The organism is Nocardia sp. Marseille-Q1738, from assembly GCF_965283145.1.
Genome location: NZ_CBDIMS010000001.1, coordinates 1,634,699 through 1,653,793, shown reverse-complemented (window position 1 = coordinate 1,653,793; position 19,095 = coordinate 1,634,699). Strand labels below are relative to the sequence as shown.

Below are 19,095 nucleotides of genomic sequence, written 5' to 3'. Positions count from 1 at the left end.
GACGCAAAAACTTACCTACTCCGCGCCGCTACTCGCGTTCATTTCTGGGAGCGATCTGGTCGAGCATTGATGCCAGCCACCCGGCGGACCGATGTGGAGCGGGCATTGCGGCTACACCTTGCATAGCCTCCTTGATTGCATCGGCCTTGCGTCCCAACAGTGCCAGCACTATGCCGCGCTGTACGCCCCAGAATCCCAAGGTATACCAGTAGCCGAACGAGGGTAACTCGATGCCTTCAGCAGCTTCCGCAGCCTTGTCGGCCAAGGCCAGCGCCTTGCTCGCCTGCCGTGATTGCCTACGCAGGGCGAGGAGTTCAGCGCGCTGGTACCGGTCGTACACCCGGAGAATAGGGTGTGCGCCGTCTACTCCGATTGCGGCATCGGTTAGTGCTATCGCGCGTGCAGTATCGCCCTGATGCCGAGCGGTGTACGCCCGAAAGCTATAGGAGTGCGCCAGCTGAGACCGGTCTCCGGCGTCTTCCGCCAGACGCGCCGCATCCTCCAGCGCCCTGTTCGATACATGCGGGCTGTAAATGGCGTGCTCCAGCCATCCCCGGTAACGAGCCACCTCCGACGCGATACTCGCCGCTGCACGCCCGCCTACCCGCTCGGCAGCCAGTGCACGCGCTACACCGTCTATTCCTCGTATCACGGGTGTCACGAGTTCAGCGCCCGCGACGTCCTCCAAATGACGCGTGCGCTGCAGGATTACCGCTATGTCCTCCAGGCTGGATCGCCCGGCGGTAGACGGATCGGCAACCGTGGCCTGTAGCCGTTCCGGGTCGACGTTCGCTAGCCCCAACGTCGGATCGCCCAGAGCGGCGCGGTAGGCGTTCAAAACCGCCGGGGTCACCGGCTTGCGCTCTGTCTCAACCAAGGACAGATAGCCCGGCGTGCAGCACGTGCGCTCTGCCATCGTCCGCAGTCCAATACCGGCCATTATGCGCAGTTCGCGCAGCAAGCTACCGGACACCGCCCCGCCATCGGTAAACATAGGTAAACCGTATTGGCCCTGCTCTCAACCCGGTAGTCCTCCACAGTGTTTTCAGCCCCGCCGCCGGGTGGACACGCGCATCGGTACCGCCGGACGTGAGCCACTGGCCTGTCGTTATCCGCGGCGGCGGGTGCTCACCACGGAAGCGGACCAAAGGGGGACCAATGAGTACCGGAACGGCGGCCGAGACGGCAATACTGGCCGTACTGGCACCGGGCGGCATGCTGACCGCCGACCAGATCACCCGAGACGCGCAGCTCACCGAATGGAGTGCCCGCCGGGCTATAGGGCAGCTGGAATCGCGGGGGCTGATCATGGCTACACCGCATTCCGCCCGCTGGTCGATTACTCCACGCGGTCGCTCGGCTTGGGCCAACAAAGGCAGGCGGTACGCGGAATGAGTGGCAGTTGGGTCACATTCGGATCGAGAACGAAGAAGACCCACCACAAGCACTGTGACCCTGCGCCCGAGACGGCTCGGGGTTGGAAGCCACCAGCACCTTCACGGTCCCCCGCCGGGAATCGACCCGAACTTCGCAGTCGTGCGGGGGCGTCTATCAGCACACCAAGCTTGTACGAATGTACCGAAATAACTGGGTGTGAGTCGGCATTTGCGCAGGTCCGCCCCAATAAGTAGGGGCGCTCAGGGCGGTAACCGGGGGTGGGTTGGGGGCGATGAGCCGGTTGAGTTCATCGAGAGTGGAGGCCGGCGTGGGCCGTGGTTCGAGAAGTATTGTGGGGGCTGCCATTGCGGCGAGCGCACTGATACTGGGGGTGGGTGCGCCGGTGATCGCGCAGGCAACGCCGGACGGGCTGAAGCATTGTGCGGTCAGCAGCGGACGGGCACCCGAGACGGCGACGCCGGAGGAAGTCGGAATCGATTCGGCGGCGCTGCGGCAGGCGGTGGCGTTCGCGGCGGATCCGACGCGCACCACGCTGCAGGTGTTCCGGAACAACTGCTTGATCGCGAGCGGGCCGAACAATGCGCGGGCCAGCGGTGTGCCGTGGAATCTGTGGAGCAGCACCAAGAGTGTGGTGGCGATGGTTGCCGGGATCGCGGTGGACGAGCAGCGGCTGCGGCTCGACGACCCGATCGGCGCCTATCTGCCAACCGATCTCGGTGATTCCGGACATCGCGCGATCACGGTGCGGAATCTCCTCCTCGAATCGTCCGGTATGCAGGTGGCGGTGGCATCCGAGGGCATAACCGGGTTGGCGCACCTCGACCCGAACGTTGTCGCGCAGGCCTTGGCGATGCCGATCGATCAGCAGCAGGGCACTGAGTGGCGTTACAGTCAGCGCGCCGTCGATCTGCTCGTCTACGTCGTCCAGCGAGCGGTCGGCGAGGACTTCCAGGCGTACGCGCAACGAAAGTTGTTCGACCCATTGGGCATTCCACGGACCGACTACTTCTGGGGGCGCGACCGCAGCGGAAACACCTACGGCTACGCGCATCTGCTGCTGCCACCCGATGATTTCGCCAAACTCGGCCTGCTGCTCACCAACCGCGGCAATTGGGGCGGCAATCAGATCATTTCGGCGGAGTACCTGGAGGAGGCAGGTCGGCCAGGCCCGACGAACCCGTGCTATGGATTCCTGTTCGTGGTCAATGGGCCGGAGTGCACCAACTACTTCCCCGGCCTACCGCCAGATGCGATGCAGATGTCGGGGATGATGCGCCAGGACAACTTCATTGTGCCGAGCCTCGGCTTGCTGGTCAGCTGGACCGGTGTCACCGTCCCCGGGAGCGCGCTGAGCTTCCCACACGAGGTGCTGCGCGCGATCGGCGCCGCCTTCCGTGAACCCCGGCTACCCGACTCGGGACCCTATGAACAGCAATCCGATATCCAACTATCCGACCCGATGATCTCGAATCCGGACGCGACCCTCGCCGCCCTCGGCATCGGTCCGATGGCCTACCCGGGCTGCAACCCGCTGTCCTGCCTCGGCAAACCCATGTCCGCACCGTTCGCGAATTGGCCGCCGGGCTGCTTCATCCTCGGTTGCCTCGGCCCCCATCCGGCGACCCCCGGAATCCGTTAGCAACGATCGCACCAAACGAATCCCGCCGCCAATGCCTCGTGAGTGGCACATGGCTGCGGCAAAACGCGAGAAGATCTCTCCGTGGTGTGCCACTCGCGGGGATCAGACGATTAGGTGGAGGAAACGAACTTCCGCGCCTTACAGGGCCAAGCGGCCGGAGGATGCTCAGTAGTTCGGCAACTAGTGGAAGCGCCACCGGATCTCCTGCTGCTCGCCGTGGGTGGGGTACTACCAATGGTTTCCGACGGTGACCGTGGTTGATCCGGTGACGGGCGAAAAGTCGAAGAAGAAGGTCAAGTCCGACGAGCGGTACGGCAAGGTCAAGCGTTGTCGTGCGCGGTATGTCGAACCGAACAGTCCCTGCACCTTCTGCTCGAAACCCGCGCACCGCGAAACGACCGACGAGTCGGTCCTTTACGAGCTGGTGCACGACTGGCGACCTTGCCGTGAGACAGTGCACGGCCTATCTCAACACGCATCTGGAACAAACAATTGGCTCCACCAACGTCAGCCGCTGCTGGTCTACCGATCGTCGCTCGACACCTGTGTAACGGAGAGCTCAGGCTGTACGACGAGAAAACCGCGTACCACATTGGATCACGTAGATCTTTGTTCCAGAAGCTTGTTCACAAAAGGGAAGACTTATGTCGGCTAAAGAAATTCAGGAGAACTTTTCCGACCTCGCCGAGAGGGTCGATGCGGCTGGGGGTGCCCTGGCGACGGACATGGGTGAGCTGCGAGACCTGGTACAGGCTGGACGGCTTGCACCGGGACCGATCTCGCAAATCGAGCACAACCTCGAAAGAGTCGGACTGGCCGCCACTGAGTTGACCCAGTCCCAATGGGCTTGGACCCTTGTCTATCGCACCTCTTCACCGGTTGGGCGAATCATCGACGCCGCTCACGGAGGTACTGAGCACTCGCACACCGACCTCTTCAAGGCGATCAAAGAGGTGGCAGCCAAGGATGCCGCGGCAAACCAGACCGAAGAACTGGACTCGTTGCGGGCCACCGTCGAACAGATCAAGGCGTTGGTCACCGCCATCTAGGAGTGGGGTGCGCGGCGTGGCCGCGCACCCGTGGGTGGTGGTTTGCGACAGCGGCCTGTGCGATGGGTCAGCTCAAATCGCTGACGTGATCATGACACCGCACGCGGGCAATCGGTGGATCACCCCACGCGGTCGCTCGACTTGGGCCAGCAAGCCAGCCGACGGGGAATGCGATCTACCTGAGGTCTCGTGAGTGCCCCCAGTCGGACTCGAACCGACACTGGGCGGATTTTAAGTCCGCTGCCTCTGCCAATTGGGCTATAGGGGCGTCCGGGACAGCGTACCGAGTCGTACGGCTGTACCGGAATTCCGACAATTCGCCGGGGTGCGGGGCGTCTGCCGTGGCCGGACGGTGGGTGGTGCGGTAGTGCGACCAGGGGTGGTGGCGGGTGTTTCGGCCCGGTGGTGGCAGGCGTCCCAGAGAACTAGATCGGCGGCGGCGGGCTGGTGTTACGCGTCCGTGACCGGACTGGCGCGGAGATTTCGGCCGTCGGCGTGTCGGCCCTCGGCGTGTCAGCGTCGGGGCGGCAGCGGGATCCGGGCGAGGTCGGTGGCGATGTGGATCTCGCCGGTGAAGTACTTCGACGCTTCGGCCAAGTGCTCGTCCAGATCGCGGTAGCGCTGGGAGAAGTGGGTGAGCACCAGGGTGCGGACACCGGCGTCGGCCGCGGCTCGGGCGGCCTGGCCCGCGGTGAGGTGGCCGTATTCGGTGGCAAGGTGTTCGTCGGCGTCCAGGAAAGTGGCCTCGATGACGAGCATGTCGACGTCGGCGGCGAGTTCCTGGACACCGGAGCACAACCGGGTGTCCATGACGAAAGCGAAGCTCTGCCCGGGCCGCGGCTCGCTGATCTCGTCCAGAGTGACTGTGCGGCCGGCCGACTCGACGCTGCCGCGCCGTTGGAGTTCGGAGATGACCGGGCCGCGCAGCCCGAGGGCGCGCAGCCGGTCGGGCAGGATGCGCCGGCCGGGCGGCTCGCTGAGCCGGTAGCCGAAGGTGTCGACCGGATGCGAGAGCCGGACCGCGGTCACCGTGAACGGCGCCTCGGGCAGATCCACGACGCCCGGTCCGTCGATGGGACGCGGCCGCAGCTCGGCGCGGTGATAGTAGGACGTAGCGTTGACCAGCCGGTCGTAGTACACGGCCCCCGACGCCGGAAACCACACATCGACCGGATGCGGCACCCGATCGAGATTGATCCGCTGCACCACCCCGGCCAGCCCGAGACTGTGGTCGCCGTGGAAATGGGTGATGGCGATCCGCGTCAGCCCCGTGACCGAGACACCGGCATACGTCATCTGCCGCTGCGTCCCCTCGCCGGGGTCGAAGAGGATCGCCTCGTCATCCCACCGCAGGAGATACCCGTTGTGGTTTCGCTGTTTCGTCGGCACCTGGCTAGCGGTCCCGAGAACAACCAACTCACGCTGCGACACCGCGCCAGGCTATCCGCCGCTACCGGATAGCCGAACACGGCATGCGGCTGGGCGGCTGCCTCACTTTCCTCGGCTCGGCGCCGCAGGACTTCGTCCGGCGGCAACCAGCCGCCACGCCGCCCGACGCGGAGTCGCCCTTACGCAGCCGGAGTCTTCCCGAGCAGGGAGTTACGGCGGGAGTAGCTGAAGTAAATGACGAAGCCGATCAGCATCCACACCAGGAACCGCAACCAGGTCTCCACCGACAGGTTGAGCATCAGCCACAGGCAGGACAGCATCGCGAGGACGGGAATCAGCGGAACCAGCGGGACGCGGAATCCGCGCGGCAGGTCGGGACGGGTGCGGCGCAGGATGAGCACACCCACCGAGACCAGCACGAACGCGAACAGCGTCCCGATGTTGACCATCTCCTCCAGCGTGCCGAAGTCCACGAACCCGGCCAGCAGTGCGCACGCCACACCGACGAGCACGGTGACGCGGACCGGCGTGCCGTGCTTACCGGTGTGCGCGAGCTTGCGCGGCACCAGGCCGTCGCGCGCCATCGCGAACAGCACCCGGGTCTGGCCCAGGTACATGACCATGACCACCGTGGTGAGCCCGGCGAGCGCGCCGATCGAGATGATGTTCTTCGCCCAGTCCGCGCCATGGAGCGCGAACGCCGTCGCCAACGTGGCGTCGGTACCGGACAGCTCGGTGTAGGAGACCATGCCGGTGAGCACGATCGACACCGCCACATACAGGACGGTGACGATGAGCAGCGACCCGAGAATGCCGCGCGGCACCGCGCGCTGGGGATTCCTGGTCTCCTCGGCCGTCGTGGCGACGACGTCGAAGCCGATGAACGCGAAGAACACCAGGCTGGCCGCCGCGAGCAGGCCGTACCAGCCGAAGTTGCTGTGCCCGGCGCCGGTCAGATAGGAGAACAGCGATTGCCGCAGACCTTCGCCTCGCTCGCCGGGCTGGGAAGGCGGGATGTACGGCGAGAGGTTCGAGGACTTGAAGTAGGTGATGCCGACGACCAGCACGAGGGCGATCACGCCCAGCTTGATGGCCACCGCCAGCGCCGACACCCGGGAGGACAACTTGGTGCCCGTCGCGAGCAGCACTCCCAGCACCGCGATCAGCAGCACCGCGCCCCAGTCGAAACTCACCGAGCCGAAGTGCGCGATCGGCGAGGTGGTGCCGAGCACCTCCCCGAGGTACTGCGACCAGCCTTTGGCCACCACCGCCACGGCGAGCGCGAACTCCAGGATCAGGTCCCAGCCGATGATCCAGGCGACGAGCTCCCCGAAGGTGGCGTAGGAGTAGGTGTACGCGCTGCCCGCCACGGGAACGGTCGAGGCGAACTCGGCGTAGCACAGCGCGGTCAACCCGCAGGCGATCGCGGCGAAGACGAAGGCGAGCGAGACGGAGGGACCCGCGACATTGCCCGCGGTGCGGGCGGTCAGCGTGAAGATACCCGCGCCGACCACCACGGCCACACCGAAGATGGTGAGGTCCCAGGCGGTGAGGTCCTTGCGGAGTTTCGAGTCGGGCTCGTCGGTGTCGCGAATCGACTGCTCGATGGACTTGGTGCGGAACATGCCGCCCCATCGGGACGAGACATCACCCGTCTCGGCTTGTGGCCTGGGGTTCGTCACTGGTTCTCCTTAATCAACGCTGATGTGCATCTGTTCTGTACCCCGGCGGCGCGTCAATGCACGCCCGCCATGAATTTGCTGATCCACGGTGCGACGGCGGCGACGATCAGTCCCGCGCACACCACGACCGTCCCGGTGATACCGAAGTAGGCGAATTCGTGGCCCGGGTCATAGAACCGAGCCAAGGTACCCGACATCGAGGTGCCGATGCCAATGGAGAAAAAGTACAGTGCCATCATCTGCGCTCGGAAAGCTTCCGGTGCCAGCTGGGTGGTGACCGCAAGTCCCACCGGTGACAGCAACAGTTCGGCGATCGCGAACACGGCCATGATCGCCAGCACGAGCAGCGCGGGCACAGCGCGCCCGGTGGTGCCGGACATGGGCACGAACAACCAGAACGCGGCGCCCATGCCGATCACGCCGAGCGCGAATTTCCGCGGCGTGCTCGGTGCGCGCTGGCCCAGCCTGGTCCACAGGAGCACGAACACCGGCGAGAGCAGGATGACCCAGACCGGCTGCACCGAGCCGATCCAGCTGGACGGCGCGGTCCACCCGAAGATGCTCCAGTTCATCCGTTCGTCGGAGTAGACCGCCAGCACCGTGAAGATCTGCTTGAACAGCGAAAAGAACACGGCGTTGGCGATGAACAACGGAAGGAACGCGCGCACCCGGCTGCGCTCGAATGGGGTGACTTTGGCGCTGGTGAGCAGCACGGCGAAGTACGCGACCGACGCGACGACGATGACGCCGGTCGTCACCGCGGGCAGGTTGTCCAGTGTGACCAGGCCGGTCACCCACACCACCACCACGAGCAGCACGCCCCCGGCCAGCGCGGCGACCAGCGGCCGGACGGCGGTGCGCGGGAGCGGATTCGGTACCTCGCGGCCGTGCGTGCCGAGATTGCGGCGGAACACCACGTACTGGGCGAGACCGAATGCCATGCCGATCGCCGCCGCTCCGAAGCCGTAATGGAACCCGAGGTGGGTCTGCAGCAGGCCGGTGAGCAGCGGGCCGCTGAACGCGCCGAGATTGATGCCCAGGTAGAACAGCGTGAAACCGCCCGCGGCGCGCGCGTCACCCTTCGGATAGAGGGTGCCGAGCAGCGAGGAGGCGTTGGCCTTCAGCCCACCGCTGCCGAGCGCGACCAGCATCAGGCCGACCCCCACGCCGGACAGTCCCGGCAACACGGCCAGCGCGATGTGCCCGGCCATGACCACGACGCCGCCGTAGAACAGCGTGCGCTCCATGCCGAGCAGCCGGTCGGCGATCCACCCGCCGAGCACGGTGGACAGATAGACCAGGCCGCCGTAGGCGCCGACGATGCCGACGGCGGTGTCCTTGGCCAGTCCCAGGCCGCCGTCGGTGGCCGAGTAGTACAGGTAATACCCCAGGATGGTGACCATCCCGTAGAACGAGAAACGCTCCCAGAGCTCGACGCCGAACAGGTTGGCCAGCCCGATCGGGTGGCCGAACAAGGTCCGTGTCGGTGATTCGTGCGATGTTGCCGCTTCAACCATTTTCCGACGATCACACGTGGGCGAATGATCCGGTGAGATTCGTTTGTTCTGTTCAGGAACAAATTTGGTTCGGCGCCCTGAGGTGGTTTGTTTTCCACGCGGTCGGGCACCCGGCTAGCAGCAGGCAAACCAGCCCGAGCCGCACTCCAGAAAGCATTGTGCTGATGGTTCACGTGGAAATGACCGTGCCGACGACACCCGAGCAGATCTTCGACGTCCTGGCCGACGGGTGGCTGTTCTCGGCCTGGGTGGTCGGCGCGACGCACATTCGCGACGTCGACGACGACTGGCCCGCGGTCGGCTCCCGGCTGCATTACAGCGCCGGTGTGTGGCCGCTCACCGTGGATGACACCACCGAGGTGGTCGCGTCGGCCCCGCCGCGGATGCTCGAACTGGAGGCCAAGCTCCGGCCGCTCGGCTCGGCATGGATTCGCCTCGAGCTCGTCGCGACGCCGACGGGCGAAACCGAGGTCCGCATGTACGAGCACTCGAAACACGGGCTCGGCGCCCTGATACCCACCGTCGTCCAGGAACTGCTTCTGGTACCGCGCAACAAGGAATCGCTGTCCAGGCTCGCCGATATCGCCGTCGGCAAGGCACGCCGCGCGGCCGCTCGCGCCGAAGTGGGTTCCGGGCAGGGGCTCCCGGTTACCTGACGGCGTCCGCGGGGCGGGTCAGGCGATGGACAGGGCGATGCCGTCGAGGATGTCGTGCTCGCTGACGACCAGCTCGGAAATGCCCGCGCGGCGGGACAACTCCTCCGCCAGCACCTCGGTGATGACCGCACCGCCGCCGATCACGTCGACCCGGCCCGGGTGCATCGGGCCGAGCGCGGCGCGCTGGTCATGGTCCATGGCGATCAGCCTGCCGCAGACGTCGTGTACCTGCTCCAGGCTGAGCCGGGTGAGGTGAACCTTCTCCGAGTCGTATTCCGGAAGGTCGAGCGCTACCGCGGCAATGGTGGTCATAGTTCCGGCCACACCGACCCAGGTGTGCGCCCCTTCCACCGGGACGTGGGTGAACGCCTCTCCCAGCCGTTCGGTGGCGAAGGCGCGGGCGGCCGCGATCTGTTCATCGGTCGGCGGATTGCCCGCCAGGCAGCGCTCGGTGATCCGGACGCAACCGATATCGGCGGAGAACGCGGCCCGCACGCCCGAGCTGTCCCCGAATACCAGCTCGGTCGATCCGCCACCGAGGTCAACGACCACGAAAGGCCCCGCCGCGCTGGACAATTCGCCGATCGCCCCGGCGAAGGACAGACGCGCCTCCTCGTCGCCGGTGATCACCTCGGCTTCGGCGCCCGCCACCACGGTGCCGAGTTCGGCACGCGCCATGGCGAAGAAGTCCTCCCGGTTGGCGGCGTCCCTGGTGGCGGAGGTGGCCACCATGCGGACCCGGCTGACCCCTGCTTCGCGCATCAGGGCCGCATAGTCGGCCAGCGCGGCGCGGGTGCGTTCGATCGCCTCCGGGGCGAGGGAACCGGTCGCGTCGACGCCCTGGCCGAGCCGGACGATACGCATCTCCCGGTGCACGTCGGTCAGGTGTCCGTCGCCGAGCACGTCGGCGATCAGCAGTCGGATGGAGTTCGTGCCGCAGTCCACGGCGGCTACCCGGTCACTCATTGCTGCCTCCAGTCTTTCCCGGGCCGGTCGGCTGATATCTCGGCCAGTCGGCCGGAATCGCGGTGCCGCGCAGGCCGTGCTCGGCGGCCAGCGCCACCGACTCGTCGCCGAGCGGATTCACGCCCGGCCCCTTGGCCAGCGCGTGCGCGATCAGCACGTGCAGGCACTTGACCCGCTCGGGCATCCCGCCGCCGGTGAAATCGGTGCCGAGCGATTCGATCTCGTCGCGCTCGGCCAAATAGCTTTCATGGGCCGCGCGGTAGGCGGCGGCCAGTTCCGGGTCGGCGCCGAGCCGTTCGGTCATCTCGCGCATCACGCCCGCGGATTCCTGCCTGCTCGCCTCGGCCGTGAGCCGCGGATCGGTCAGGTAGTAGAGGGTCGGGAAGGGGGTGCCGTCCGGCAGCCGCGGCGCGGTCTTCACAACGGCCGGGATCCCGTCCGGGGTGCGGTAGGCGACGGCGAGCACGCCGCGCGGCGCGCGGCCCAGCTGCTCGGCGATGATCGCGAGATCCTGGTCGGTGGGTGCGGTCACCTAGGTCCTTCCGGTGCTTGCGGTGGCGGGGCGGCCGGCGTCGGCTGCGGCTCGGAGATGCTGCGCCACAATTCGGTGTACCAGGGGTCCGGTTCCCTGGCTTTGGTGGGCGCCGGCGGCGGTGCGGGCGCCTCGATGCCGGGGATCTGCACGATATATGGCGTCTCCCCGGGCATCACCAGACGCAGCCGATCCCGCGCCTCGGTACGGATGTAAGCCGGATCTTGTTGCTGCGCACGGCGATCGCGCAACCGGGCCAGATCCGCCTCCAGCTCCGCACGCTGATTCGCCAGCTGCGCCGCCTCGGCGCGCTGGGTGAAATACGTGCGCATCGGCACGGCGAGGGTGAGCGCGAGCCCGCACACCACCATCGCGAGGATCACCGCCTTGCCGGTGGAGAGCCCGAGGATGGTGTGGTCGTGCTGGTCGCCGCGGGAATTCGGTTCGCGCTTACGCGGCCCCGGCTTCTTCTCCGCGGAATCCGACCGTCTGCGACCACGCTTGGCCGCGGCATCGGCCGGGCGTGATCCGGCGGCACGCGACGTGCGGCGGTCCCCTCGTCCGGCCGGACTGGTCCCACGCGCACGTCGCTCCGTCATCTCATGCCTTGGAGATTCAGCCTTCGAACACGAAACGCGGGAACGCGACGTCCCCGGCGTAGCGCGCCGAGTCACCGAGCGCGTCCTCGATGCGCAGCAGCTGGTTGTACTTGGCGACGCGCTCGCTGCGCGCGGGAGCACCGGTCTTGATCTGGCCGCTGCCGACCGCCACGGCCAGGTCGGCGATGGTGGTGTCCTCGGTCTCGCCGGACCGGTGCGACATCATCGTCTTGTACCCGTTGCGGTGCGCCAGCTCGACCGCGTCCAACGTCTCGGTGAGCGTGCCGATCTGGTTCACCTTCACCAGCAGCGCGTTGGCGGCGCCCTTGGCGATGCCCTCTTCCAGGCGCTCCGGGTTGGTGACGAACAGGTCGTCGCCGACGAGCTGGATCTTGTCGCCGATCAGGTCGGTCAGCGCCACCCAGCCGTCCCAGTCGTCCTCCGACAGCGGGTCTTCGATGGACACCAGCGGGTAAGCGGCGAGCAGCTCGGCGTAGAACTGCGCCATCTCGTCGGCCGACCGCACGACGCCCTCGAACTTGTAGCCGCTGCCCGAGGTGTAGAACTCGGTCGCCGCGACGTCCAGCGCGAGCGCCACGTCGTTGCCCAGCTTCAGGCCGGTCTTGCCGATGGCCTCGCTGATCAGGTCCAGCGCCGCCTTGGTGCCGGCCACGTCGGGCGCGAAACCGCCCTCGTCGCCGAGGCCGGTGGCCAGGCCCTTGGACTTCAGCACCGACTTGAGCGCGTGGTAGACCTCCGTGCCCCAGCGCAGCGACTCCTTGAAGGTCGGCGCGCCGATCGGGGCGACCATGAACTCCTGGACGTCCACGCCGGTGTCGGCGTGCGCACCGCCGTTGAGGATGTTCATCATCGGGACCGGCAGCACGTGCGCGTTCGGCCCACCGAGGTAGCGGAACAGCTCGAGCCCGGAGGACTCGGCGGCCGCGCGCGCCACCGCCAGCGAAACGCCGAGCAGGGCGTTGGCGCCGAGGCGGGACTTGTCCTGGGTGCCGTCCAAGTCCAGCAGCACCTGGTCGACGGTGCGCTGCTCGACGGCGTCCAAGCCGATGACCGCGGGCGCGATCTCGTCGAGCACACCCTCGACGGCCTTGCGCACCCCCTTGCCGCCGTAGCGCTCGCCGCCGTCACGCAGCTCGACGGCCTCGTGCTCGCCGGTGGACGCGCCGGAAGGCACGGCGGCCCGGGTCAGGGTGCCGTCGTCGAGAGCGATCTCGACCTCGACGGTGGGGTTACCGCGCGAATCCAGGATCTCGCGAGCTCCGACCTGTTCGATGATGGCCACGAAAACGACACTCCTTCGGCTGCTGACACGGTAGGTCTTACGGGTTGGCCGTGCGCTGCGAGCCTATCGTCCCCGCGGCTCGGCGGGTAACCGGCACTCCGGGGAGCAACCCATCACACGCGGCGCCCGACGCTGTAGCTGGCGGCCCGGTCGCGCACCGTGAGCAGGTAGCCGCGCGACTGGTTGTAGGTGAGCAATGCCCGTTGCCAGCCGTGCTCGGAGGTGAGATCGCCGCCGCTGGCGCACAGGTAGCGCGCTGCGGTGAGCGCGGCGTCGTCGATGCTCTGTGGGTCGGCGACGTTGTCTCCATTGGCGTCGACACCCCAGCGCTTCCAGGTTTCCGGAATGAACTGCAGCGGGCCGACGGCGCGGTCGTGGACGGGGTCGCCGTCGAGGGCGCCGCCGTCGGTGTCCTCGATCAGGGCGACGCCGGGCGAGCCGTCCAGCGCGATGCCGATGATGGGCGGGCGAACCGCGCCGTCGTCGCCGACCGCCGCCCCGCGGTGGGTGCCGTGCTTGCTCTCCACGCTGGCGATGCCCGCGAGCGTCGTCCACGCGACGCCGCAGTCGGGGCGGGCCCTGGTCATCACGGCCGCCGCGTAGCCGTAGGCCTCCAGCGCGATCGACGGGATGCCGAGCCGGTCCGATTGCTCGTCGGCCCAGCCGCGCAATTGGAGAGCGGTGCGGCCGGGGGCGTCCAGATCGATGACGGGCAGCGGGGTGCCAGGGCCGGGCGGAATGCCCTCCGGGATCGGTGTGCGGTCGATCCCGCAACCGGCTAGTCCGAGGAACACCACGGCGGCGGCCAAGGCGCCGGTCTTCTTCACCACCTCTCCCATGATCCAGATGAGGACGGGTGCTCGCGGATAACAAGTGCTCGACGCCACTTCGCGCGTGTCGGCCGCATACCCGCCCATTGCCGTCGATTGTGCGTGCATCGCATGCTCTGTCGGCACTCGGTGATTACCCACACGGTGTCGCGCCACGCCCAGCAGCGGGCTCGTCATCGGTTCACTGTTCCGGGGCCGACCGGCAGCTGAGTTCAGACGAGCAGCTCGCTGGTCGCGGTGTGTGTCGGCGCGGCGAGAACCGTTCTGGTATGGCCGGATTCGACGATGCGCCCGTTATCGAGGACGAGCAGCCGCGGGCAGTATTCGGCGACCAGCGACATGTCGTGGGTGATGATCAGCAGGGCGGTGTCGCGCTCGGTGCGAATGCGGTCCAGCAGGGCCATGATCGCGGCAGCGGTGGTGTGGTCGAGCGCGGAGGTGATCTCGTCGCACAGCAGCACGGCGGGTTCGGCGGCGAGGGCTCTGGCCAGCGCGACGCGTTGGCGTTGGCCACCGGACAGCTCGTGCGGATAGCGGGCGGCAGAGTCGGCGGGCAACTCGACCGACGCGAGGAGGTCGGCGACGCGCCGCGGAATGTCCCGTCTCGGGACGCGCCCGATACGACGCAGCGGACGACCGAGCGTCTGCGCGACGGTGCGCCGCGGGTTGAGCGCCGATCTGGGGTTCTGGGTGACCAGTTGAATACCGCCCGCGCCGTAGCGGGTTCGCCTACCCGCGCCGACCGTGATCGGTTTCCCGCGCAGTTGGAGCGAACCGGTCGCGCACGGATGTAACCCCGCGATGACACGCGCCAGGGTGGTCTTGCCCGCGCCGGAAGCGCCGACCACCGCGAGCGCCGCACCCGTACCGAGCGCGAGATCGATGTCCGCGAGTACCTGGTGACCGTCGACAGAAGCGCTGATTCCCCGTGCGCGCAGGACGACCTGGTCCACCGGTCGGTCATCCGACTCGATGCCGCCACCGGCCGCCGCGACACCGGTGAGCGGGGCGGGCAGCGACCGAACGTCGTTCTCTTTCGTCACGGTGTCCCGTACCTGCCCCGCGCAGGCACCTTCGCGCCTATCCTCCGAACCCGCCCGTGCTGGGCCGGAGTCAGCGAGGCGGCTCTCGTGTAGCGGTGCCACACCGGACGCGTGACCGGACCGAACGCGATCGCCGTCGAGCACCGACACCGGCTCTGTCCGGGAATGATCACCGGTCCGGTCCCCAGCATTCGGATCAGCGACTTCGTGCAGCACCGCGGGCGGGATGCTCGATGCTTGATGCGCGGCCCCGGCGACCGTGCCGAAAGCCTTTGCCGACATGTGGTTTCCGTTTCGGAGCGCCTCAGAGGGACGCGTGGTCACGGATGCCGGGTGGACCGCGCCGAGTTCGACCACATCGTCGGCGATCGAGTGCACGAGGGCGGTGTCGTGGCCGGAGAGCAGGATCGCCGCTGACCGTTCGCGGGCGAGTTCGGTGAGCCGACCCGCAATATCGGTGCGTAACGCGCCGTGCAGTCCGGCGAACGGTTCGTCGAGCACCAGCACGCCGGTCCTCCGGATCAGCGCTCTGGCCAGGGCGACCCGGCGCTGCTGGCCGCCGGAGAGTTCGCCGGGGCGGCGGTGCAGGTAGTCCGGCGACAGGCCGACCAGCGCGAGCGTGTCGGTCAGTGTGGCCTTGGACGCGTCCGGCGCCACCTCGCGCAGCAAGGCGCGCACGCGCAGCAGCGGGTTCAGCGCCGAACCGGGGTCTTGCCCGACGTAGGCGATGTGCTGCCGCCGAAAATGCCGCAGCGCTTCGTGATTCAGCGCCAGCACGTCGTGTCCGGCGACCGACGCCGAACCCATGGTTCGCGCGGCGGCGGACGGCAGGTGCCCGAGCAAGGCCCGCATCACCGTGGTCTTGCCCGACCCGGACGGACCGGTCAGCGCGGTGACCGTGCCCGCCGGTATCCGGAAGGTCGTGGGTCCAGCAAATTCCTGCTCGTTCGAGCCGAGGACGGTCAGGTTGTCGACCAGCACGACTTCACTCATCGCCGCACCGCCGCATCGGGTACGCGCGATCCTCCGACACTCTTGGTTTCCGTCGTGACGGTGTTCATTCCCGCTCCCCTCGCCCGAATGCCGAGACGGCGAGGTTCACGCTCACCGCGACGATCGCGATCGCCAGGCTCGGCGCCAGCACCGCCCAGGGATTGAGCAGCATGCCGGATGCGTTCTCGCGCACCATGACCGCCCAGTTGCTCGCGCCCAGCGTGGTGGGCAGATGCAGGAACGAGGCGGTACTGACCAGATAGACCCCGGCAACGAAACGCAGACCGAGCTGAGTCGTCAGTGCTTCGCGCGTATTCGGGATCACCTCCCGGAAGACCAGATACGGCAACGACTCGCCCGCGGCCTGCGCACTTTCCACGTATCCGGATGCGGCGACACCGGCAGCGGCGGCCGTGAAGATCCGTGCGCAATAAGGAGCTCCGAACAGCAGCGCCAACACGATCAGTCCGACGCTGCCCGCCTCCGGCCACGAGGTCAGCACGAGCAGGATGCCGAGCACCGCGGGCAGCAGGATGAAGAAGTCGGTGCCGAGTTCGATCACCGCGCCGATCCGCGGGCGCAGCGCCGCCACAACGCCGAGCACACACGCCGTCCCGGTCACCACCACCGCGATGACCGCCGACAGCAGTAGCAATCCCCAACCGCCGTAGAGCAGATGGCTGAACACGTCGCGGCCGAGCCGGTCGGTGCCGAGCACCGCGCCGTCGCCGGGATCGCCGAACGGGATCCCGATCGCCTCCTCGGCCGGATGCGGCGCGAGCGTCGGTCCCAGCAATGCAAGCACGGTGACCACCACGGCGGGCGCGACGGTCAGCCAGCCGAGCCGTCGCCGCACCGGACCGGCGATATCGATCGAACGGAAAGCGATCATCGGCTCCCCTCCCCCTGGTCGCGGTGCGTCACTGCGATAGCGCCCTGTCTCGCACCGAGCGTGGCGACCGTTCCTGCTCGTTTTCCCCGGCACTTCCGATGGCCGACGCGATGGGACCCGGGCTTCATCGCCGCCCCCGCAGCGACCAGGCCCGGATGCCGTCGGCGGCGGCCAGCATCCCCATGATGACCACCCCGGACAGCGCGACGACCGCGGCGACCACCGAGGTGTCGCGGTCGGCGACCGAACCGGCCAGCACCGCGCCGAGACCGGGATAGTTGAAGATGGTCTCGACCACCAGGGAGCCGCCGAGCAGCATCCCGACCGTGGTGGCGAAGCTGGCGACGATCGTCGGCAGCGCGAACGGCAGTACGTGCCGCGCCAGGACGACGCGGGTGGAAAGCCCATCCAGCATCGCGCTTTCCACGTGCGGAGCTTCGGCGGCGTCGGCCAGCGCGGCCCGCACCACCCTGGTGTTCCAGCCGATCTGCGGCAGCGCCAGTGCCAGCACCGGCAACACCAGCATGTCGGGACCGGCCGGGAAGCCGGACCGGTCGGTGATGGTGACCGCGGGCAGCCAGCCGAGGGCCAGCGCGAACACCAGGATCAGCACCGTCGAGATCACGAACTCGGGGATCGCCACCGCCGTGGTCGTCGCGGGCTGAAGCACGCGCGTCGCCGCACTGCCGGGCCGCGTCGCCCACCACGCGCCGAGCGCGAGCGAAGCGAACACGGTCGCCGCCAAGGCGAGCCCGCCCAGCAGCAGCGTCGGCGGGAACTTGTCGACCAGCAACTCGTTCACCGAACGCCCCCGCGCGGTATGGCCGAAATCGCCGGTGGCGACGCCCGATATCCAGTCCCAGAACCGCACCGGCAGGGGACGATCCAAGCCGAGCTGGTGTTCCTTGGCCGCGATCTGCTCCGGCGTGGCCTCGCGGCCGAGAACGGAGCGGGCGGTGTTTCCCGGCAGCAGGTCCACGGCGACGAACACGGTGGCCAGCAGCGCCACCAGCAGGGCGACGCGCCGGAGCAGAAGTCGTGCGAAGGAGATCACCCGGCCAGCCAAGCCCTTTCCAGCTGGACCCGGGCGAATCCGCCGAGCGTGGGTAGGTCGCGCACTCGGGAGGACGCGATGTCGATGCCGTCGGCCATGCCCCAGACCAGGTACCCGCCGCGGTCGTACTGAATACGCTGCAGCTCCTGGGCGGCTTGCTTGTATTCCGAGTCACTATGTGCCGCAAGTGCCTTAGCGGTCGCCCCATCGAACGCCGCGTCCTTGAAGGCGGTCTCGTTGCGGTTGGATCCGCTCGACAGCAGCTTGCTCGCGAAGAACAGCGTGGAATCGTTGGTGCCCCAGGACATCGTGTAGATCGGCGCTTTCAGCCAGGTCTGGTCGTAGAAGGCGTTCGGCTCCTGGGTGACCACCTCGAGCCGGACGCCGATTTCGGCCAGCTGGGTGGCGATGACCTTCGCCGATTCCACTTCGCCGGGCGCCTCGGCCTTGGTGACGAACGGATAGGTCCGTCCGGTGTCGAAGTTCGCCTCGCGCAGCAGCGCCTTCGCGCGGTCCAGGTCGCGAGTGCGCTGCGCGATGGAGGTGTCGTAGACCGGATCGCCGGTGCCGAGGATGTCGTTGGCGATCTTCCCGTAACCCGAATGCACTTGATTGACCAGGGCATTGCGGTCGACGCCGAGCCGGAGGGCGGTGCGCACCCGCGCGTCGGCGAACGGACCGTCGGAAGTGCGCATGGCGACGCCGACCACCGTGTCGTTCGGGCGGCGCACCACCGTCAGGTCACCACGGCCTTCGGCGGTGCGGCCCGCGATGGCGCCGACATTGGAGGCGAGATCGATCTGCCCGCCGAGTACCGCGTTGCCCAGGGCGGTCACGCTCTCGAACATGGTGACCTCGATGGCGTCCAGCAGCGGCGGCGTGCCGTGCCACTGCTCGTTGCGCACCAGCCGGGCGTTGCCGCCCTGGTAGGACTCCAGGCGGAACGGTCCGCTGCCGATGGCCTTGGTGAAATCCGTAGTGTCCTTCTTGACCGTGAAGGTCATCAACCGGACCAGCAGCGGCAGCTGGGTATTCGGCTCGGGCACCGCGAGCACCACCCGGTTCGGCCCGTCGGCCGTGATGTCCTCGACGGCCACCGGCATTTTCGACGCGCCGCCGACCGTGCGCAGCCGGCGCAGCGACCACACGACGTCCTCGGAGGTCACCGGCGATCCGTCGTGGAAGGTCGCGTTCGCGGCGAGGGTGAAACTCCAGCGACGCCGGTCGGCGTCCGGCTCCCACCGGGTGGCCAGGCGCGGCGCGACGTTCGGGTCGGCGCCCGGCACGGTCAGGGCGTCGTAGACCAGCGAGGTGATCAGGAAGTCGCTGTCGTTGCTGAGGTTGGCGTGCGGATCACGTTCCAGCCGAGCCGAGGTGCCGAGCGCGCCGACCCGCAGTGTGCCGCCGCGCCGGGCCGGTCCGGACGAGTCGGCCGTATCGGAGCACGCGGCGACCAGCAGCGCCGCCCCCGCTCCGAGACCCGACCACAACAGCTGCCGCCGACTCAAAACCATAACGCTGCCCTCTTCCTGGACGAACCCACCGCGATACTG

General features: G+C 67.8%; 17 protein-coding genes and 1 tRNA gene. 4 read left to right on the top strand and 14 right to left on the bottom strand.

Annotated elements, in window-relative coordinates:
* Window positions 1-28: 28 nt before the first annotated feature.
* A complete protein-coding gene (locus ACWPXK_RS07390; protein ID WP_454195214.1) occupies window positions 29-994 on the bottom strand; it encodes a helix-turn-helix domain-containing protein in 966 nt (321 codons plus the stop codon).
* 164 nt (window positions 995-1,158) lie between these two features.
* Here ACWPXK_RS07390 and ACWPXK_RS07385 point away from each other — a divergent pair, with 164 nt between their 5' ends.
* The 3 genes from ACWPXK_RS07385 to ACWPXK_RS07375 all read left to right on the top strand — a co-directional run bounded on the left by ACWPXK_RS07385 (window position 1,159) and on the right by ACWPXK_RS07375 (window position 4,086).
* On the top strand, window positions 1,159-1,395 hold the full coding sequence (locus tag ACWPXK_RS07385) for a hypothetical protein (RefSeq protein WP_454195213.1): 237 nt from the start codon (window positions 1,159-1,161) through the stop codon (window positions 1,393-1,395).
* Between the two features lie 385 nt (window positions 1,396-1,780).
* On the top strand, window positions 1,781-3,037 hold the full coding sequence (locus ACWPXK_RS07380; RefSeq protein WP_454195212.1) for a serine hydrolase domain-containing protein: 1,257 nt from the start codon (window positions 1,781-1,783) through the stop codon (window positions 3,035-3,037).
* 644 nt (window positions 3,038-3,681) lie between these two features.
* A complete protein-coding gene (locus ACWPXK_RS07375) occupies window positions 3,682-4,086 on the top strand; it encodes a hypothetical protein (RefSeq protein WP_454195211.1) in 405 nt (134 codons plus the stop codon).
* 194 nt (window positions 4,087-4,280) lie between these two features.
* Here the strand turns inward: ACWPXK_RS07375 and ACWPXK_RS07370 are convergent.
* From ACWPXK_RS07370 to ACWPXK_RS07355, 4 genes are all read right to left on the bottom strand, one after another.
* A tRNA-Leu gene (locus ACWPXK_RS07370) sits at window positions 4,281-4,354 on the bottom strand.
* A gap of 245 nt (window positions 4,355-4,599) precedes the next feature.
* A complete protein-coding gene (locus tag ACWPXK_RS07365; RefSeq protein WP_454195210.1) occupies window positions 4,600-5,517 on the bottom strand; it encodes a ribonuclease Z in 918 nt (305 codons plus the stop codon).
* A 137-nt stretch (window positions 5,518-5,654) separates the two neighbouring features.
* Complete coding sequence (locus ACWPXK_RS07360; protein ID WP_454195478.1) at window positions 5,655-7,100, bottom strand: amino acid permease; 1,446 nt, start codon at window positions 7,098-7,100, stop codon at window positions 5,655-5,657.
* Between the two features lie 110 nt (window positions 7,101-7,210).
* Window positions 7,211-8,674, bottom strand: coding sequence for a peptide MFS transporter (locus ACWPXK_RS07355; RefSeq protein WP_454195209.1), 1,464 nt, complete (start codon window positions 8,672-8,674; stop codon window positions 7,211-7,213).
* 164 nt (window positions 8,675-8,838) lie between these two features.
* Here ACWPXK_RS07355 and ACWPXK_RS07350 point away from each other — a divergent pair, with 164 nt between their 5' ends.
* Entirely contained in the window at window positions 8,839-9,330 is a 492-nt protein-coding gene (locus tag ACWPXK_RS07350) for an SRPBCC family protein (RefSeq protein ID WP_454195208.1), read from the top strand.
* A gap of 18 nt (window positions 9,331-9,348) precedes the next feature.
* Here ACWPXK_RS07350 and ACWPXK_RS07345 read toward each other — a convergent pair whose 3' ends face one another.
* The 9 genes from ACWPXK_RS07345 to ACWPXK_RS07305 all read right to left on the bottom strand — a co-directional run bounded on the left by ACWPXK_RS07345 (window position 9,349) and on the right by ACWPXK_RS07305 (window position 19,056).
* Window positions 9,349-10,296: a Ppx/GppA phosphatase family protein gene (locus ACWPXK_RS07345; protein ID WP_454195207.1), complete on the bottom strand. Its 948-nt coding sequence runs from the start codon at window positions 10,294-10,296 to the stop codon at window positions 9,349-9,351.
* The gene (locus ACWPXK_RS07340; RefSeq protein ID WP_454195206.1) at window positions 10,289-10,828 is read right to left on the bottom strand and encodes a DUF501 domain-containing protein; all 540 of its coding nucleotides are present in this window, start codon (window positions 10,826-10,828) and stop codon (window positions 10,289-10,291) included. The genes ACWPXK_RS07345 and ACWPXK_RS07340 overlap by 8 nt, the downstream gene beginning before the upstream one ends.
* The gene (locus ACWPXK_RS07335) at window positions 10,825-11,427 is read right to left on the bottom strand and encodes an FtsB family cell division protein (RefSeq protein WP_454195205.1); all 603 of its coding nucleotides are present in this window, start codon (window positions 11,425-11,427) and stop codon (window positions 10,825-10,827) included. Before ACWPXK_RS07335 ends, ACWPXK_RS07340 begins: the two co-directional genes overlap by 4 nt.
* A gap of 16 nt (window positions 11,428-11,443) precedes the next feature.
* A complete protein-coding gene (gene eno, locus ACWPXK_RS07330) occupies window positions 11,444-12,730 on the bottom strand; it encodes a phosphopyruvate hydratase (protein WP_454195204.1) in 1,287 nt (428 codons plus the stop codon).
* 113 nt (window positions 12,731-12,843) lie between these two features.
* A complete protein-coding gene (locus ACWPXK_RS07325) occupies window positions 12,844-13,569 on the bottom strand; it encodes a lytic transglycosylase domain-containing protein (RefSeq protein WP_454195203.1) in 726 nt (241 codons plus the stop codon).
* A 203-nt stretch (window positions 13,570-13,772) separates the two neighbouring features.
* Window positions 13,773-15,596 carry an ABC transporter ATP-binding protein gene (locus ACWPXK_RS07320; RefSeq protein WP_454195202.1) on the bottom strand — a complete coding sequence of 608 codons (1,824 nt, stop codon included), beginning with the start codon at window positions 15,594-15,596 and terminating at the stop codon, window positions 13,773-13,775.
* Window positions 15,597-15,660: 64 nt separating this feature from the next.
* On the bottom strand, window positions 15,661-16,488 hold the full coding sequence (locus ACWPXK_RS07315) for an ABC transporter permease (protein ID WP_454195201.1): 828 nt from the start codon (window positions 16,486-16,488) through the stop codon (window positions 15,661-15,663).
* A gap of 124 nt (window positions 16,489-16,612) precedes the next feature.
* Entirely contained in the window at window positions 16,613-17,542 is a 930-nt protein-coding gene (locus tag ACWPXK_RS07310) for an ABC transporter permease (RefSeq protein WP_454195200.1), read from the bottom strand.
* Window positions 17,539-19,056, bottom strand: a complete 1,518-nt coding sequence (locus ACWPXK_RS07305) for an ABC transporter substrate-binding protein (RefSeq protein WP_454195199.1) — start codon at window positions 19,054-19,056, stop codon at window positions 17,539-17,541. The genes ACWPXK_RS07310 and ACWPXK_RS07305 overlap by 4 nt, the downstream gene beginning before the upstream one ends.
* Window positions 19,057-19,095 lie beyond the last annotated feature (39 nt).

Bases quoted from the DNA above. Each gene is read 5' to 3' on its own strand.
- ACWPXK_RS07390 (WP_454195214.1), bottom strand. From the start codon at position 994: ATGTTTACCGATGGCGGGGCGGTGTCCGGTAGCTTGCTGCGCGAACTG.
- ACWPXK_RS07385 (WP_454195213.1), top strand. From the start codon at position 1,159: ATGAGTACCGGAACGGCGGCCGAGACGGCAATACTGGCCGTACTGGCA.
- ACWPXK_RS07375 (WP_454195211.1), top strand. From the start codon at position 3,682: ATGTCGGCTAAAGAAATTCAGGAGAACTTTTCCGACCTCGCCGAGAGG.
- ACWPXK_RS07360 (WP_454195478.1), bottom strand. From the start codon at position 7,100: ATGTTCCGCACCAAGTCCATCGAGCAGTCGATTCGCGACACCGACGAG.
- ACWPXK_RS07355 (WP_454195209.1), bottom strand. From the start codon at position 8,674: ATGGTTGAAGCGGCAACATCGCACGAATCACCGACACGGACCTTGTTC.
- ACWPXK_RS07350 (WP_454195208.1), top strand. From the start codon at position 8,839: ATGGTTCACGTGGAAATGACCGTGCCGACGACACCCGAGCAGATCTTC.
- ACWPXK_RS07345 (WP_454195207.1), bottom strand. From the start codon at position 10,296: ATGAGTGACCGGGTAGCCGCCGTGGACTGCGGCACGAACTCCATCCGA.
- ACWPXK_RS07335 (WP_454195205.1), bottom strand. From the start codon at position 11,427: ATGACGGAGCGACGTGCGCGTGGGACCAGTCCGGCCGGACGAGGGGAC.
- ACWPXK_RS07325 (WP_454195203.1), bottom strand. From the start codon at position 13,569: ATGGGAGAGGTGGTGAAGAAGACCGGCGCCTTGGCCGCCGCCGTGGTG.
- ACWPXK_RS07320 (WP_454195202.1), bottom strand. From the start codon at position 15,596: ATGAGTGAAGTCGTGCTGGTCGACAACCTGACCGTCCTCGGCTCGAAC.
- ACWPXK_RS07315 (WP_454195201.1), bottom strand. From the start codon at position 16,488: ATGATCGCTTTCCGTTCGATCGATATCGCCGGTCCGGTGCGGCGACGG.
- ACWPXK_RS07305 (WP_454195199.1), bottom strand. From the start codon at position 19,056: ATGGTTTTGAGTCGGCGGCAGCTGTTGTGGTCGGGTCTCGGAGCGGGG.